Source organism: Stenotrophomonas sp. 8(2023) (genome assembly GCF_030345295.1).
Lineage (GTDB): Bacteria > Pseudomonadota > Gammaproteobacteria > Xanthomonadales > Xanthomonadaceae > Stenotrophomonas > Stenotrophomonas muris.
The window spans coordinates 249,066-263,740 of record NZ_CP128404.1 but is presented as its reverse complement, the minus strand read 5'-3'; the positions used below and the strand labels follow the sequence as shown (position 1 = coordinate 263,740).

Annotated in this window: 17 protein-coding genes; 3 read left to right on the top strand and 14 right to left on the bottom strand. The window is 66.3% G+C overall.

Translation table 11 applies throughout. The features are described 5' to 3' along the window. Nucleotides 1-117: 117 nt before the first annotated feature. From QP609_RS01180 to QP609_RS01140, 9 genes are all read right to left on the bottom strand, one after another. On the bottom strand, nucleotides 118-1,101 hold the full coding sequence (locus tag QP609_RS01180; RefSeq protein WP_197621355.1) for a hypothetical protein: 984 nt from the start codon (nucleotides 1,099-1,101) through the stop codon (nucleotides 118-120). A gap of 2 nt (nucleotides 1,102-1,103) precedes the next feature. Then, nucleotides 1,104-1,433: a phage tail protein gene (locus QP609_RS01175; protein ID WP_049441818.1), complete on the bottom strand. Its 330-nt coding sequence runs from the start codon at nucleotides 1,431-1,433 to the stop codon at nucleotides 1,104-1,106. Beyond that, complete coding sequence (locus QP609_RS01170; protein ID WP_197621354.1) at nucleotides 1,430-2,794, bottom strand: phage tail tape measure C-terminal domain-containing protein; 1,365 nt, start codon at nucleotides 2,792-2,794, stop codon at nucleotides 1,430-1,432. Before QP609_RS01170 ends, QP609_RS01175 begins: the two co-directional genes overlap by 4 nt. Nucleotides 2,795-2,869: 75 nt before the next feature. Beyond that, on the bottom strand, nucleotides 2,870-3,127 hold the full coding sequence (locus QP609_RS01165; RefSeq protein ID WP_014645600.1) for a DUF1799 domain-containing protein: 258 nt from the start codon (nucleotides 3,125-3,127) through the stop codon (nucleotides 2,870-2,872). A gap of 50 nt (nucleotides 3,128-3,177) precedes the next feature. Beyond that, a complete protein-coding gene (locus QP609_RS01160) occupies nucleotides 3,178-3,486 on the bottom strand; it encodes a phage tail assembly chaperone (RefSeq protein WP_014645599.1) in 309 nt (102 codons plus the stop codon). Continuing rightward, complete coding sequence (locus tag QP609_RS01155; RefSeq protein ID WP_014645598.1) at nucleotides 3,486-4,145, bottom strand: phage tail protein; 660 nt, start codon at nucleotides 4,143-4,145, stop codon at nucleotides 3,486-3,488. The genes QP609_RS01160 and QP609_RS01155 overlap by 1 nt, the downstream gene beginning before the upstream one ends. Before the next feature lie 71 nt (nucleotides 4,146-4,216). Beyond that, the gene (locus QP609_RS01150) at nucleotides 4,217-4,573 is read right to left on the bottom strand and encodes a DUF3168 domain-containing protein (RefSeq protein ID WP_197621353.1); all 357 of its coding nucleotides are present in this window, start codon (nucleotides 4,571-4,573) and stop codon (nucleotides 4,217-4,219) included. Nucleotides 4,574-4,596: 23 nt separating this feature from the next. Continuing rightward, nucleotides 4,597-4,947 carry a head-tail adaptor protein gene (locus QP609_RS01145; protein WP_126411611.1) on the bottom strand — a complete coding sequence of 117 codons (351 nt, stop codon included), beginning with the start codon at nucleotides 4,945-4,947 and terminating at the stop codon, nucleotides 4,597-4,599. Continuing rightward, complete coding sequence (locus QP609_RS01140; RefSeq protein ID WP_164077531.1) at nucleotides 4,944-5,456, bottom strand: head-tail connector protein; 513 nt, start codon at nucleotides 5,454-5,456, stop codon at nucleotides 4,944-4,946. Before QP609_RS01140 ends, QP609_RS01145 begins: the two co-directional genes overlap by 4 nt. Before the next feature lie 378 nt (nucleotides 5,457-5,834). Here QP609_RS01140 and QP609_RS01135 point away from each other — a divergent pair, with 378 nt between their 5' ends. Both QP609_RS01135 and QP609_RS01130 read left to right on the top strand, forming a co-directional pair. After that, on the top strand, nucleotides 5,835-6,791 hold the full coding sequence (locus tag QP609_RS01135; RefSeq protein ID WP_014645594.1) for a cation transporter: 957 nt from the start codon (nucleotides 5,835-5,837) through the stop codon (nucleotides 6,789-6,791). 111 nt (nucleotides 6,792-6,902) lie between these two features. Then, nucleotides 6,903-7,328 (top strand): organic hydroperoxide resistance protein, encoded by a 426-nt coding sequence (locus tag QP609_RS01130; protein WP_004153735.1) that lies wholly within the window; start codon nucleotides 6,903-6,905, stop codon nucleotides 7,326-7,328. Nucleotides 7,329-7,547: 219 nt separating this feature from the next. Here the strand turns inward: QP609_RS01130 and mmsB are convergent, their stop codons facing one another. The 5 genes from mmsB to QP609_RS01105 are packed head-to-tail and all read right to left on the bottom strand — an operon-like array spanning nucleotide 7,548 to nucleotide 13,087. Continuing rightward, nucleotides 7,548-8,438 (bottom strand): 3-hydroxyisobutyrate dehydrogenase, encoded by an 891-nt coding sequence (gene mmsB / locus QP609_RS01125; RefSeq protein ID WP_005407687.1) that lies wholly within the window; start codon nucleotides 8,436-8,438, stop codon nucleotides 7,548-7,550. Then, nucleotides 8,435-9,610, bottom strand: coding sequence for an enoyl-CoA hydratase/isomerase family protein (locus tag QP609_RS01120; protein ID WP_164077533.1), 1,176 nt, complete (start codon nucleotides 9,608-9,610; stop codon nucleotides 8,435-8,437). Before QP609_RS01120 ends, mmsB begins: the two co-directional genes overlap by 4 nt. After that, the gene (locus QP609_RS01115; RefSeq protein ID WP_197621352.1) at nucleotides 9,607-10,404 is read right to left on the bottom strand and encodes an enoyl-CoA hydratase; all 798 of its coding nucleotides are present in this window, start codon (nucleotides 10,402-10,404) and stop codon (nucleotides 9,607-9,609) included. Before QP609_RS01115 ends, QP609_RS01120 begins: the two co-directional genes overlap by 4 nt. After that, the gene (locus QP609_RS01110) at nucleotides 10,401-11,567 is read right to left on the bottom strand and encodes an acyl-CoA dehydrogenase family protein (protein ID WP_134966924.1); all 1,167 of its coding nucleotides are present in this window, start codon (nucleotides 11,565-11,567) and stop codon (nucleotides 10,401-10,403) included. Before QP609_RS01110 ends, QP609_RS01115 begins: the two co-directional genes overlap by 4 nt. A gap of 14 nt (nucleotides 11,568-11,581) precedes the next feature. Further along, nucleotides 11,582-13,087 carry a CoA-acylating methylmalonate-semialdehyde dehydrogenase gene (locus tag QP609_RS01105; RefSeq protein WP_014645591.1) on the bottom strand — a complete coding sequence of 502 codons (1,506 nt, stop codon included), beginning with the start codon at nucleotides 13,085-13,087 and terminating at the stop codon, nucleotides 11,582-11,584. A 115-nt stretch (nucleotides 13,088-13,202) separates the two neighbouring features. On the opposite strand from QP609_RS01105, the gene QP609_RS01100 reads away from it, so the two are divergent. Further along, a complete protein-coding gene (locus QP609_RS01100) occupies nucleotides 13,203-14,570 on the top strand; it encodes a short-chain fatty acyl-CoA regulator family protein (RefSeq protein ID WP_014645590.1) in 1,368 nt (455 codons plus the stop codon). The last annotated feature ends 105 nt before the right edge of the window (nucleotides 14,571-14,675 follow it).

Here is a 14,675-nt window from a genome sequence, read left to right as displayed (position 1 = left end):
GGCCTGACCCGCTGCGGCAGTGTTCAGCGCACCGATGATGGTCATGCGGGTCGACGTAACTTCCGCCGCACTGAGCGCTGTCAGGCTGGTTGCACCGTCTCCCGTGAGCAGCCGCCATTACGATGGGTTCGAGAAGGCGACCGCGGGTACCGACCGCATTCGCTGATTGAATCGGTAGGTGAGGTACACCGCGTTGTCGCCCCGAATCAGGCCCACGCCCGCGTTGAAGCGCGATCCACCGTCGAACGGCACGCCAGTGGCATCCACCTGGTAGTAGCGTTGGCACAGCCGCAGCTCTTCCCCCTTCGGCCTCCACTCGAACGGCGTCGCGAGCGGGCCCGCCTCCCACTGGAACTCTCCGAAGTACAGCTGGCCCTGTTGCGCGCCCAGTCCTGCGGTGCGGCTGGCGAACTGCGTGCCCGCCGTTACCCATATGCAGACCACGGCCGCACCGTCACCGGACAGTGCCTTCCCTGAGATGGAAGGCAGGGTCACCGTCCTGCGGATCCGGTTCAGGCCGGAGGCCAGCTCGACCACCTCCGGCGCGATTCCCAGCACAGGCGTGCTTCCCCCCGCGCCAAAGGTCTGGGCGAATTCAAGGGCGATCTTCCGCCCGGCGGCGCCGGCGTTGAACACCAGGAACGAAACGGTGCTCTCCACGCCCGCGAAGTTGCGGACGTCTTCCACGCGCTGCTCGAAGACAAAGAAGTGGTTTGTGCCATCCGTATTGCCACTCGAACTGACCGACAACGTGAAGGTGCTGAACGGGAAGTTGTTGTCGCCTGCCGCTGCGGGATTGCGCTTGAACACGGCGTCTTCGACGTTGCCCATCTGCAGGAACCATCGGTCGGCTGTGTAGTTCCCGGAGATGCCGAAGCTGCTGCCGCGCTGCCAGATGTCGAAATTGCCATTGAGCAGGCGATTGCGCCGTGCCGGCGCGCGCATCATGGTATCGGCGAGCTGCCCGGGCAGGCCGTCGACTGCCTGGCCAACCTGCTGGAAGTTCTGGTTGATCTTGGTGAAGGCCGGCCGCTGGGTCTCCCCACGCTTTCCGTTGGGCTGGATGGTATCCAGGTCGATCCGTTGAAGATCCATGCTCATGCCTACGCGTGGAAGGTCTGCTCGAAGGTGGCGGTGATGGTCGATACCTGGCCGCCGAGATGGCTGTCGGTGTAGGAATCACACATGTACAGCCCCTGCCCCAGTGGCCCTTTCCACAGGAAGCTGCGGCCGGCATGACCATCCAGGAAGGTCACGATCTCGTTGATCGTTTTGCGGTTGCCGACGAACTGCAGCTGGTAACTGCGTGAAGTGGCGTTCAGGCCATCGGCAGCGGCCTGCGCATAGCCATCTCCGAACTTCGCGCGCTTCACGGCGGCGGTGGTGGTTCCAGTACTCTGGCTGGTTGCCGGCCAGGTGAAGGTGTCGGTCATTGCATGGCACTCCTGCTGAGCACACCACCTGCCTTCAGGTCACGACTCTGCAGCTCGCGGTACTTGCGTTCCACGAACTGGCCGATCTCGTTGCCGAACTGCTGCAGCATGCTTTCGTTGGTGGTGACTTCCTTGCCACCGTTGTTGTCGATGCGGATGCTGACTCCCACTCCGCCGCCACCGCCGCCACCGTGCGCGGCCACACCCAGGCGGCCGTCCGGCCCGCGCCGCAGCGGCATGATCGCTTCCGGTCCCGCTTCGCCGAACACGCCGGCGCCCTTGGCGAAGGCGAACAGCTGCGGAGTGTTGTAGACACCGCCGGAATAGGCCGACAGGCTCGGCGACTGGTAGACGCCACCGTTGGCGTTGGCCTCCACCCCCGTGCCATATCCGAACAGGCCCGCGATCTTCTTGACGCCCCAGACGATTGCCTGTTGGATGGCGATCATCTTGAGATCGGCGATGATCGACTTGGCCAGATCCTTGTAGTTGGACTTGCCCGTCTTCACGAAGCTCTGCAGTGCCGCCTCTGCGCCGGTGAACGCCTTGGAAAAGGCATCCTGGGTGGACTTGGCGGAGTTCTCGGTCTTTTCCATGTACTCGCCGAGCGCGCTGCCGAAGCCCTTGCGGAACCCCGAAAGTCCTGTGGTGCCCTTGGTGTCCTTGGCGTCCTTGGTTTCGCCCGCCTTGGCATCACCGGCCTTGGCGTCCTTGGCAGTCGCCACGCCTGCAGCCACCGCCGCCGCGTCCGTCGCTGCATCCTTGGGCGTCAGGTCGACCCCCATCAAGCCGGCGATCTTCCTCGCCCCCCAGACCAGTGCCTGCTGTGCGGCGATCATCTTGAGGTCGGACAGGATGGACTGGGCCAGTTCCTTGTACTTGGACTTGCCGGTGGTCACGAAGCTCCTCAACGCTTCGTCGGCGCCGGTGAATGCTTTGTCGAAGGCTTTCTTGGCAGCCGTGGCGGTGTTTTCGGTCTTGCCGATATAGTCGCCGAGCGCGCCGCCCAGGCCCTTGCGGATGCCTGCCAGGCCCTTGTCGTCCTGTTGGGCCTTCTCTTCCTTCTTTGCAGCCTTGCCGGCGTCCGCGCCCGCTGCGGTTGTTCCTGCCTTCGCCGCCGCCTGCAGCTGCGTGTTCAGGGCAGTCAGCTGCGCGGACAGTGCGGTGACCAATGATGCGCTGGTGGTCAGCACGGCATTGAAGGCCTGCTGCACCGTGTTGATCTTCTCCAGCTGCCGCTGGAACTCCTGTGTGGTGCCGGTCATCTCGGTCATGCCGCGCCTTGCTGCCTGCATGGCCGTTTCCAATGCGTTGCTGGCCTCCACGGTGGTCCGTGTGCTGCCAGGCGATGTAGTGCTCATTGAGTGTTCCTCGGGAGAGTCGGCTCCGCTTCGGCGGAGCCGGGATCGGCCATCGGCATTGCCGCGATGGCCGGCTCATTCCTGTTGCATCTGCTCCAAGGCAGCGCGTTCGATGATGCGGATGGCCGCCATCACCTCGTCATGCTGGTCGCCGTCGAGCGCTTCGCGCTCCAGCTCCCGGTAGACCACGTTGTAATCCAGCCCGATCGGGCCACCTGCGCCGACGCGCCACTGGGTGGCAACCCGCGAGAAAAGTTCTATGGGAAGCACGCACTCCGGCCACAGCTCGACCTGCGGCGGTGGAAAGTGCTTTGCCTTCAATCCAAGCTTCATCAGCTCGGACTCGGTGGGGGCCCGCCAGTACAGGGCCCCCACCGCATCGATCAGTTTCCCTTGCGTGCGACCTGCAGGGCCTGGGTGTAGCCACCGATGATGGCGCCATCCAGGCCGGCCTGCTGCTGCAGCGCCAGCTCGACGCCGGCGGTGTCCAGCGCCACATCGGCATCCCAGTCCACCACGATGTCCAGGATGGCCTGGGCCACGCTCAACGTGTCATCGCCCAGACGCTCCAGCAGGCTGGCGTAGTCGGCTACCGACAGGTGCCGGTAGGTCAGGTTGAGCTTCTGCTCGCGGCCGTGACCGACGATGGTCAGGGTGCTCTTGAAGCTCTCCGGCGCCTTGACCTGGAACATCAGGCGCCCTCGACCAGGATGGAGTCTGCCAGCGCGGTGAAGGTCGCGGTGGTGCCCATCGGGGTGTTGGCGGCCATGGTCGGGTCGCCGTTGTAGCTCAGGTAGCCGTACCAGTACAGCACGTCGCCACCGACCAGCTTGGCCCGCAGGATCACCGGCTCGCCCTTGGCGTCAGCGTTCTTCAGTGCCGAATACCACGGCTTCTTCGGATCGTAGAACAGCGGCAGGGTGATGGTCTTGGCGTTCTTGAAGGTCGGCATCTGGACCTGGCGACCGGTCGGGTCTTCGAGCAGCGTGCCGCTCCAGTACTGCTGCTCGCCACCGGCGGTGGTCGGGTCGCCCTGCTGGTCCAGGTCGACGAAGGCGCCCGCCTTGCGCAGTACACCGGCACCGCTGGTACCGGGGAACAGCACGGTATCGGTGGTGTCGATGCCCAGCAGTTCAACGCTGCCGGTGGCTTCAGCACCGGCGCGGGTGGCGCGGTTGTTCAGGGCCGGCCAGCCCGGCAGTTCAATGACCACCACATCGCCGGTGTCGACGCTGTTGGCGGCAACGCTGGCCAGCGCCGGCGCAGCCTTGGAGATCGCGCTGGTGGCGATCGCGGTGGAGACGACCGGTGCGAAGCCGAACTGGGTGCCCTTGGGAAGCTTGAGTGCCATGGTGTATTTCCTCGTTGGATAAAAAAAAGCCCGGCGAATGCCAGGCTGGGGTGTTGCACGGGTGATGCGGTTTACGGGTCGACGTACCACAGGCCGAAATCGAGCCGCGCGCCGTACTTGTGCAGCATCGGCTCATGCACGGCGATTGCAGCGCCGAACGATTCGGCGGTTGGCAATCCTGCGCATACCTGATCCTCGATGTTGCGGATCAGGGTGTTGGCCTGGGCGCGGCTGTCTGCCCAGACGGTCAGCTGCACGCGAGCGTGCTTCTGTTCGGGAATGGAACCTTCGTTGAACCACACGGACTGTCCACCCATCTGCTGGTAGACGGCACACGGATAGATGGCCGGTTCCGGCGGAAGGTCGGGATACAGCCGGCCCTGCAGCAGCGGGGCCAGCAGCGCGTGCAGCTGTGCTTCGTAACTCATCGCGGTGTCCTGGTTGGCGTCGCTCAGGCGATGCCTGAAGACTGTTCGGTGAACAGCACCGTGGTCTGGCGCTGGCTGAAGTCGGGCGCAACGCCGGTGATGTTGAAAACACGACCGTCATGCACGATGCGCATGCCGGCCTGGATGCCTGCCTGTCGTGCGGCTGCCAATCGGACATGGAAGCGCTGGCGCCGGATCGTTGCCGGCAGGCGGCTTTCCAGCGTCAGCCGCTGCACGCTGTCTGCGCGGTCGGCGATGATGGCGGCCCACAGTTCTGCCACCGGCTGCCAGGCGTCCAGCGGCTGCCCCCACGCATCGAGCTGGCCGTCCTGGCGCTCGATGCGGATGCGGCGATTGAAGTGGCCGGCGTTCATGGCGTTGCTGCCGATCGGTACGGATCAAGCAGCGCGGCCACGCCGAACGGCAGCTCCATTGCGATGGCAGCGGCGCCTGCCGGTGCATCGAACGTCTGCGCAGAGACGACCACGGCTTCGCGATGGGCGTACAGGTGGCCCAGCAACAGGCGCACCGCTGCACGGATGCTGTCGTTGACCGGCATGCCCTGCAGCAGGCGCGCACTGCGCGCGGTCGCCATGGCCAGGCGGCGATCGGCCACATCACGCATGGCCTTGGCCTTGGCCGCGTTGGTCTCGGCATTGGCGGCGGCAACCGCGGCTTCATGCCCGGTCACCGCCGCCGCCATGTCCTGCGGCAGCTGGTCCAGCGCCTGGTCCAGCGCGGCCTGGTCGGCGTACAGCTCGCGGCCCAGATAGGCCGCGGCTGCGTCGCTGGCTGCGGCCAGCAGGTCACCCAGGATGGCGTCGTCAAAATCGCCGTCGATACGGCAGTGCGCGCGGCACTGCTCAAGGGTCAGCAGGGGCATCGAATCCTCCTTCGTTGATGGATGTGGAGTGCCCCGATCCTGCGCGCACGGCGGCGCCCCACGCGATCACCAGGACGGCGCGGGAAAGGCAGGATCGGGGCGGAAAACAGAACGGCTGCGACGGGGACGTCAGGGCCGGTGGCGGTGACCTCGCAGCGCGCGACGGCGCAAACGAAAGAAGCCCCCGGGGTCACCGGAGGCTTCTATGTCATCGTGGTACAAACGATACGCTTCGGGTGTGCACCCGTCAATCCGCAAACGGTTACCAGTCTGGTGACTTTTCCAGGCGCTGTGCGGGCGTGGTCATGGCGACGTGCCGCAGGCTGGATAGAATGGCAACGCGCTGCTTCCGCAGCCCATTTCCCGCTGGATTCCCGCATGCCTGCCAACACCGAACGCTTCTTCGATGCGCGTACCGAACAAGGCGTGCTGCGCCTGTCCATCGCAGGCTCATTGCTGCTGGCTGCCGCTGCGGTGGTATTTGGTCTTCTGGCCAATTCCTCGCTGATCATCTTCGATGGCATCTACGGCCTGATCGATGTGGTGATGACCTGGCTGTCACTGCTGGTCGCGCGTCTGATCGCACTGTCCACCAGCACCGACGCGCTGCAGTCGCGGCTCAACCAGCGCTTCACCATGGGCTTCTGGCACCTGGAGCCCATCGTGCTGGGGGTGAGCGGCACGCTGATGATCGGCGCGGCACTGTATGCGCTGGTCAATGCGGTGGATGCGCTGATGTCCGGCGGCCGCCACATCGCACTCGGCCCAGCCATCGCCTTCGCCGGGTTGTCGATCATCGGCGAAGGTGCGCTGGCCTGGTTCGTGCTGCGCGCCAACCGCCGCATCGGTTCGGAGTTCATCGCGCTGGACGCGAAGAACTGGGTGATCGCCGCCAGCATGTCGGCCTGCTACCTGCTGGCCTTCCTTGGCGGCGTACTGGTGCGCGGCACCTCGCTGGCCTGGGTCGGGCCGTACATCGACCCGGCCATCCTTGCCTTCGTCTGCGTGCTGGTGATGATCGCCCCGCTCGGGACGGTGCGCCGGGCGCTGGCCGGCATCCTGCTGGTCACCCCGCCGGAACTGCAGGCGCACGTGGACGCGGTGGCACGCGCGATCGTGGCCAAGCATGGCTTCGTCGAGCATCGCAGCTACGTCGCCCAGGTGGGGCGTGGCGAGCAGATCGAGTTGTTCTTCGTGGTACGCGAGGACGACCCGCCGCGGCCCCTGCTGGAATGGGACCAGCTGCGCGACGAGATCGGCGATGCGCTGGGCGAGGCCTCGCCGGACCGCTGGCTGACCATCATGTTCACCACCGACCGCGAGTGGACGATCTAGGCCAACAGGACGATCAATCAAGTTTTTCGTACGGACTGCAACCCAACGTACGCAGAAACCGGGCAAAGTAGGCTCCATAGCAGTACCCACCCACTGACCAGGAGCATCCCGATGTCCATCGAAAAGGTTCTGTATACCGCCCAGGCCACCTCCACCGGCGGCCGTGAAGGCCGTTCCGTCTCGTCCGACAACGTGCTGGACATCCAGCTGTCGACCCCGCGCGAGCTGGGTGGTGCCGGCGGCCCGGGCACCAACCCGGAACAGCTGTTCGCCGCTGGCTACTCGGCCTGCTTCCTGGGCGCGCTGAAGTTCGTGGCCGGCCAGGCCAAGGTCGCGCTGCCGGCCGACACCACCGTCACCGGCAAGGTCGGCATCGGCCAGATCCCGACCGGCTTCGGCATCGAGGCCGAGCTGACCATCAACGTGCCGGGCGTGCCGCGCGAGCAGGTGGAAGAACTGGTGCAGAAGGCGCACATCGTGTGCCCGTACTCCAACGCCACCCGCGGCAACATCGACGTGACGCTGATCGTTGCCTGATGCGGTGCCGGGGTCGGATCCCTTTGCCACCGGCAAAGGGCTCTGACCCCATCCCAGGCCCGCACGGCTATATGGGGTCAGAGCCCTTTCGCGTTGCGAAAGGGATCCGACCCCCAAAAAAATGGGCGGATGCCGGTCGAAACCGAACATCCGCCCATCCCACCTCCGTTGTCCCGCACGGGGGCATGAGGTTGCCGGCCAGCGGCCGGCACTACCAGGTCACTTCTCGCTCGTGATGAGCTGCACGACGCTGGAGAAATCCAGCTTGCCGCGGCCGGCCTGGTGGTTCATCGAGTAGAGATTGCGGGCCACTTCGCCCAGCGGAATCGAAGCGCCGACACTCATCGCCGCTTCCACCGCCAGGCCCATGTCCTTCAGCATAAGATCGCTGCCGAAGCCACCGCTGTAGCCACGCGAGGCCGGCGCATTCTCCAGCACGCCCGGCCACGGGTTGCACACTTCGGTGGCCCAGCTGCGGCCGGTGCTGACCGCCATCATCTGCGACAGCACCTTGGGGTCCAGCCCGTGCGCCACGCCCAGTGCGATGGCTTCACCGGTCACCGCCATGATCACGCCCAGCGCCATGTTGTTGCACAGCTTGGCGACCTGGCCAGCGCCGCTGGCGCCAACGTGGAAGATGTTCTTGCCCATCGCCTGCAGCACCGGGCGTGCGCGTTCCAGCGCGTCTTCCTCGCCGCCGACGATGAAGGTCAGGGTGCCGGCCTGGGCGCCGGCGGTACCGCCGGACACCGGCGCGTCGATCATCTGCAGGCCACGCGCGGCGGCCGCTTCCGAGACCTTGCGGGCACTGGCCGGGGCGATCGTGCTGCAGTCGATGACCAGTGCACCGGCCGGGATCGCGGCAAGAATGCCGTCGTCGCCCAGGTACACGCCTTCGACATGACGGCTGGCCGGCAGCATCGAGATCACCACTTCGGCATCGGCCAGGGTGTCGCGCGCCGACGATGCAGCGCTGGCGCCGGCGTCGACAGCGGCCTGCACCGCGGCCGGAACCAGATCGAACACGCGCACGCTGTGGCCGTTCTTGACCAGATTGGCGGCCATCGGGCCACCCATGTTGCCCAACCCGATGAATGCAATGCGGCTCATGCAAGGCTCCTTTCAACAAGGGGAGTGCCCAGGTCGGCCAGCGGATGCGCGGCGTCGGCCCAGGGGGAAGCGAAGAAGGTGTCTGCCCACGCGCCGGTGGCCTCGGCCAGGGTGGCCGGGTTCCACTGCGGATTGCGGTCCTTGTCGACCAGCAGCGCGCGGATGCCTTCGGCGAAATCACCATGGGCGGCGCAATGCAGGGCGACGATGTACTCCAGGCGGTAGATCGCGGCCAGGTCCTGGCCGGCACTGCGGCGCTGCAGTTCGTACGCCAACCGTGCCGAACCCGGTGCACCGGCAGCAAGGGTCTTCTGAGCCGCCTGCAACCAGGCGTCGTCGGTCTGCAGGCCGGCAATGCGCGCCACGATGGCTTCAAGGTCATCGCCTTCGCACAACGCATCGACCTGCGCCGCGTGGGCCAGCAGTGGACCGGTGGCGGCATCGCTGGCATGCGACTGCAGCAGATGGGTCAGGCGTTCGTGGTTGTGTGCGGTGTCATTGGACCAGGCCACCTGCAGCAGCGCATCGAACACCGCGCTGCGGCGTTCTTCGGCCACGTGCACGTCGGCCAGGCCGGCGTAGATGGCATCGCCCGGGTTGAGCAGTGCGCCGGTCAGGGCCAGGAACAGGCCACCCTTGCCCGGCACGCGCGGCAGCAGCCAACTGCCACCGACATCAGGGAACAGGCCGACGGTGATTTCCGGGAAGGCCAGCTTGGAGCGTTCGCTGACCACACGGTGGCTGGCGCCGGACATCAGGCCGATGCCGCCGCCCATCACGATGCCGTGGCCCCAGCACAGGATCGGCTTGGTGTAGGTGTGGATGAGGTAATCGACGCGGTATTCGACGTCGAAGAACTCGGCGGCATAGGCGTTCTGGCGGATGTCGCTGTGGCCGGCCTCACGGAAGGCGACCATGGCCTTGTACAGGCTGTGCAGGTCGCCACCAGCACAGAACGCCTTTTCGCCGGCGCCCTGCAGCACCACCATGGCGATGCCATCGTCGTCGGCCCAGGCGTTGAGCTGCTTCAGCAGCAGGTGCGCCATCGGCAGCGAGAAACCGTTGAGCGTGCGCGGCGCATTGAGCGTGGCGATGCCGATGCGCGTGCCGTTGCCGGCCACGCGCTCTTCGAACAGCACCGGTGCGTCGTCGGCAGCGGTATCCGTGCTCATGCGTTCTTCCACTGCGCGGCGCGCTTTTCCAGGAAGGCAGTCACGCCCTCGACCTGGTCGGCGGTGTCGAACAGGTCGACGAAGGCTTCACGCTCGGCCACCAGCGCCGAAGCGTGGGTGCCGGTGCGGGTGGACTGCACCAGGGTCTTGCAGGCGGCGATGCTGGTCGGGCTCTGCTTGCCGGCCTTCTTCGCCCATTCCAGCGCCAGCGCCTTGGCTTCGCCCTTGCCGACCTTTTCTTCGGCCAGGCCAATGCGCAGCGCGGTCTCGGCGTTGATGCGCTCACCCAGCAGGATCATGCGCTTGGCCCAGCCCTCGCCGACCAGGCGCGGCAGGTTCTGGGTACCGCCGGCACACGGCAGCAGGCCGACGGTGGCCTCCGGCAGCGCGACCTGGGCATGGTCTTCAATGATGCGCAGGTCGCAGGCCAGCGCGCACTCCAGGCCACCGCCCATGGCGTAGCCGTTGATCGCGGCGATCGACACGCCACGGAAACCGGACAGCGCTTCGAAGGCTTCACCGAAGCGGCGCGCGGCCTCACGTGCAGCGGCCTTGTCGCCGGAGGCGAACTGGTTGAGGTCGGCACCGGCGGAGAAGAATCTCTCGCCGTCACCGGTGATCACCAGCGCGTAGATGTCGCGGTCTGCGTTGAGCGCGCCGACCAGGTCGCGCAGCGCCGACAGGCTGTGCACGGTCCAGGTATGCGCCGGCGGGTTGTTCAGGGTGACCACGGCGGTGTGGCCATCCACCTCCACCTTCAGGCCCACGTGCTCCTGGGTACGCCAATCCTTCATCGCAGTTCCTCTTCGGTGTTGAGCAGGTGACGGGCAACAATCACCCGCATGATCTCGTTGGTGCCTTCCAGGATCTGGTGCACGCGGCAGTCACGCAGCAGGCGCTCGATCGGGTATTCGCGGATGTAGCCGTAGCCCCCGTGGATCTGCAGCGCTTCATTGCAGACGTTGAAACCGGCATCGGTGGCGAAGCGCTTGGCCATCGCGCACCACACGTTGGCATCGCTGGCACCGGCATCGAGCTTGCGTGCGGCGGTATGCACCATCTGCCGTGCAGCCACCAGCTGGGTGACCATGTCGGCCAGCTTGAACTGCAGCGCCTGGAACTCGGCCAGCGCCTTGCCGAACTGGCGGCGCTCGCCCATGTAGCGGCGCGCAGCATCCAGTGCACCCTGTGCGGCACCCAGCGAGCAGGCGGCGATGTTGATGCGGCCACCGTCCAGCCCCTTCATCGCCAGCTTGAAGCCGCCGCCTTCCTCTCCCAGAAGGTGGCTGACCGGCACGCGGACGTTCTCGAAGGTGATGCCACGGGTGGGCTGGCTGTTCCAGCCCATCTTCTCTTCCTTGCGGCCGAAGCTGATGCCCGGCAGGTCCGCCGGCACCGCAATGGCGCTGACACCGCCGGCACCGGCACCGCCGGTACGCGCCATCACCACCAGCAGCTCGGTGGCACCGGCGCCGGAAATGAAGGCCTTGGAGCCGTTCAGCACGTAGAAGTCGCCATCGCGCACGGCGGTGGTCTTCAGCGAGGCCGCATCGGAACCGGCGCCCGGTTCGGTCAGGCAGTACGAGGCCAGCTTGTTGCCCGATGACAGGTCGGTGCCCCAGGCATCGCGCAGTGCCGGCTGGCCCCACGTCGACACCATCCACGAGGCCATGTTGTGGATGCTGATGTACGCCGCGGTCGACGGATCGACGCTGGCGAGCTCCTCGATGACGACGGCGGCGTCCAGTCGGCTCAGGCCGCTGCCGCCCACTTCCGGGTCCATGTACAGACCGCAGAAGCCCAACTCACCGGCCTTGGCGATCGCCTCGCGCGGAAAGATGCCCTCCGCATCCCATCGCGCGGCGTGCGGCGCCAGTTCAGCCTGTGCGAAGTCGCGCGCCGCCTCGCGGTACGCCTGCTGCGCTTCTTCCAGTTCCGTCGTCATCGAGTGGCTCATGGCTGCTCCTGCCGTTACTTCAGGCTGATCGTGGTGTTGACGCCGTGGCTCAGCGTCTCGTCATCGAACCAGCGCGCGGTGACCGTCTTGGTCTGGGTGTAGAACAGCACCACCTGCTTGCCATACGGGCCCAGGTCACCCAGCTTGGAGGCGCGCGAACCGGTGAACGAGAACAGCGGCACCGGCACCGGGATCGGCACGTTGATGCCGACCTGGCCGACGTCGATGTCTTCCTGGAACTTGCGCGCGGCAGCGCCGGACTGGGTGAACAGTGCGGTGCCGTTGCCGTTCGGGTTGCTGTTGACCATCGCGATGGCCTCTTCCAGCGTTTCCGCTTCGAGGATGACCAGCACCGGCCCGAAGATTTCTTCCTGGTAGATGCGCATGTCGGTGGTGACACCGGCAAAGATGGTCGGGCCAACGAAGTTGCCCTTCTCGAAGCCATCGACCTGCGGCTTGCGGCCATCGAGCACCAGCTTGGCGCCCTGCTCCACGCCCGAGGCGATCAGGCCTTCCACGCGCTCGCGGGCGCTGCAGGAGATGACCGGGCCGACGTCGGTACCGGACACGGTGCCGGCGCTGACCTTCAGGGTCTGGGCCTTGGCCACCAGGTCCTGCACCCAGTTGCGCGCTTCACCGACCAGCACCAGCGTGGAAGCCGCCATGCAGCGCTGGCCAGCGGCACCGAAGGCGGCACCGACCATTGCGTTGAGGGTCTGTTCCTTGTTGGCGTCCGGCAGCACCACGGCGTGGTTCTTGGCACCCATCATGCACTGCACGCGCTTGCCGGCCAGCGAGGCGCGGTTGTAGACGTGGGTGCCGACGCGGGTGGACCCGACGAACGACACGGCCTTGATGTCCGGGTGGTCGCAGATCGCGTTGACCACTTCCTCGCCGCCGTGGACGACGTTCAGCACGCCCTTGGGAATGCCGGCTTCCAGGGCAAGCTCGACCAGGCGCATGGTGACCATCGGGTCCTGCTCGGACGGCTTGAGGATGAAGGTGTTGCCCGTTGCAATCGCCATTGGGAACATCCACAGCGGAATCATCGCCGGGAAGTTGAACGGGGTGATGCCAGCGCACACGCCCAGCGGCTGCATGATCGTGTAGGTGTCCACGCCATTGGCCACGTTGTTGGCCAGCTCGCCCAGCTGCAGGTTGCCGATGGCGGCGGCGTGCTCGACCACTTCCAGGCCGCGGAACACATCACCTTCGGCGTCCGGCAGGGTCTTGCCCTGTTCGGCGGTGAGGATGTGGGCCAGCTCACTCATGTTTTCGCGGATCAGCTGCTGGTACTTCAGGAAGATGCGCGCGCGGGTGCCGATCGGGGTCTTGCGCCAGGTCTTGAAGGCTTCCTTGGCGGCGGCGACGGCGGCGTCCACTTCGCCCGTGGTGGCGAACGGCACCTGGGCCAGCACGTCCTGGGTGGCCGGATTGATCACGTCCTGCCAGTGGGAAGTGGCCGATTCAACGAACTGGCCATCGATCAGCATGCGGATACGGGGCGCTGCAACAGTCATGACGACAATCCCACAGGGTGCGAAAGATGCTTGGCATTATTCACAGCACCCGGCTCGATTTCCGGGCTGAATCCGCTTAATCTGGCCAACGCGCCCCACGATTCCTGTTAATTCTGTGAATTATTCAGCTCCCCAGCGGCAACTCGGCCTGCGCCTGCTGCGGCTGCGCGAGCAGCGCGGCTACAGCCAGGCCGATCTGGCGCGTGCGCTGGGGCTGTCGGCCAGCTACCTGAACCAGATCGAGCGCAACAAGCGCCCACTGACACCGGCGGTGCAGAAGAAGCTGGGAGAGGTGCTGGGCGACGTTTCCTCGCTGTTCGATGACGATGAGCCCGCCGCCCTGCAGGAGGCGCTGGGCGAAACCCTGCGCGACCTGGGCCTGGCCGAGGTCAGCGCGACCGAACTGCGCGCCCTGGCCGGCAACCTGCCGCAGGTCAGCCGCGCGCTGTTGGACCTGCACCGTCGTCACCTGGCGCTGCGCGAGCACGCGGCCGCACTGGAGTTCCAGCTGGGCGAGCCCGGCGCCGGCAGCACCCTGCCCGCCGGTGACCAGGTGCGCGAGTTCTTCAACCGCATGCACAACCACATTCCCGAGCTGGACGAGCTGGCCGAGCAGCTGTTCGCCGAATGGGGGCTGTCGCCCGGGCATGTGGCACCGCGGCTGCGCCAGCTGCTGGCCGACCGCCATGGCGTGCTGGTGGAAGTGGCCGCACTGCAGGCCGGGCGCGAAAAGCGGCACTACGATGCCGGTGCGCGGCGGCTGTGGCTGCCCGACTACCTGGAGCCCGGACAGCAGGCGTTCCAGATGGCGGCCGAGCTGGCCCTGCACGGCTACCTGCCGCAGATCGATGCGGTGGTGGCGCGCGCCGGGTTCACCGATGAGGCACGCATCGCGCAGGCGCGGATCGGTCTCTCCAACTATTTCGCCGGTGCGCTGGTGATGCCGTACATGCGCTTCCTGCGTGCAGCCGAAACCAGCAGCTACGACATCGAACTGCTGGCGCACCAGTTCGGCGTCGGCTTCGAAGCGGTCTGCCACCGGCTGAGCACGCTGGCACGGCGCAGCGCGCCAGGCCTGCCGTTCTTCTTCATCCGCGTGGATCGGGCGGGCAACGTCTCAAAGCGCCATTCGGCCACCGATTTCCACTTCTCGCAGGTGGGTGGATCGTGCCCGCTGTGGATCGTCTACGAGGCGTTCAACCAACCCGGGCGCATCCTCACCCAGACCGCGCGCATGCCCGATGGCCGCCGTCATTTCTGGCTGGCGCGGCAGGTCAGCAGTGGCCCGGTCGGCCATGGCCAACCGCGCAAGACCTTCGCGGTGGCGCTGGGCTGCGACCTGCAGCATGCCGAACGCCTGGTGTATTCACTGGGGCTGGATGTGCAGAGCCCGGGCAATTCGGTATCGATCGGCCCGGGGTGCCGGGTGTGCCCGCGCGAGGACTGCATGCAGCGCGCGTTCGCGCAGTTGCCGGGGCGATAGGGGGTTCTGCAGGGCTGCGCCCTGCACCTGCGGTAGTGCCGGCCGCTGGCCGGCAAGAGCAGCAACCACTGCGGGGTCAGATCCGTTTTCCTGCGGAAACGGATC

What these genes read in the sequence shown, in the direction of transcription:
- QP609_RS01180 (WP_197621355.1), bottom strand. Translation starts at nt 1,101, where the DNA reads ATGAGCATGGATCTTCAACGGATCGACCTGGATACCATCCAGCCCAAC.
- QP609_RS01175 (WP_049441818.1), bottom strand. Translation starts at nt 1,433, where the DNA reads ATGACCGACACCTTCACCTGGCCGGCAACCAGCCAGAGTACTGGAACC.
- QP609_RS01170 (WP_197621354.1), bottom strand. Translation starts at nt 2,794, where the DNA reads ATGAGCACTACATCGCCTGGCAGCACACGGACCACCGTGGAGGCCAGC.
- QP609_RS01165 (WP_014645600.1), bottom strand. Translation starts at nt 3,127, where the DNA reads ATGAAGCTTGGATTGAAGGCAAAGCACTTTCCACCGCCGCAGGTCGAG.
- QP609_RS01160 (WP_014645599.1), bottom strand. Translation starts at nt 3,486, where the DNA reads ATGTTCCAGGTCAAGGCGCCGGAGAGCTTCAAGAGCACCCTGACCATC.
- QP609_RS01155 (WP_014645598.1), bottom strand. Translation starts at nt 4,145, where the DNA reads ATGGCACTCAAGCTTCCCAAGGGCACCCAGTTCGGCTTCGCACCGGTC.
- QP609_RS01150 (WP_197621353.1), bottom strand. Translation starts at nt 4,573, where the DNA reads ATGAGTTACGAAGCACAGCTGCACGCGCTGCTGGCCCCGCTGCTGCAG.
- QP609_RS01145 (WP_126411611.1), bottom strand. Translation starts at nt 4,947, where the DNA reads ATGAACGCCGGCCACTTCAATCGCCGCATCCGCATCGAGCGCCAGGAC.
- QP609_RS01140 (WP_164077531.1), bottom strand. Translation starts at nt 5,456, where the DNA reads ATGCCCCTGCTGACCCTTGAGCAGTGCCGCGCGCACTGCCGTATCGAC.
- QP609_RS01135 (WP_014645594.1), top strand. Translation starts at nt 5,835, where the DNA reads ATGCCTGCCAACACCGAACGCTTCTTCGATGCGCGTACCGAACAAGGC.
- QP609_RS01130 (WP_004153735.1), top strand. Translation starts at nt 6,903, where the DNA reads ATGTCCATCGAAAAGGTTCTGTATACCGCCCAGGCCACCTCCACCGGC.
- mmsB (WP_005407687.1), bottom strand. Translation starts at nt 8,438, where the DNA reads ATGAGCCGCATTGCATTCATCGGGTTGGGCAACATGGGTGGCCCGATG.
- QP609_RS01120 (WP_164077533.1), bottom strand. Translation starts at nt 9,610, where the DNA reads ATGAGCACGGATACCGCTGCCGACGACGCACCGGTGCTGTTCGAAGAG.
- QP609_RS01115 (WP_197621352.1), bottom strand. Translation starts at nt 10,404, where the DNA reads ATGAAGGATTGGCGTACCCAGGAGCACGTGGGCCTGAAGGTGGAGGTG.
- QP609_RS01110 (WP_134966924.1), bottom strand. Translation starts at nt 11,567, where the DNA reads ATGAGCCACTCGATGACGACGGAACTGGAAGAAGCGCAGCAGGCGTAC.
- QP609_RS01105 (WP_014645591.1), bottom strand. Translation starts at nt 13,087, where the DNA reads ATGACTGTTGCAGCGCCCCGTATCCGCATGCTGATCGATGGCCAGTTC.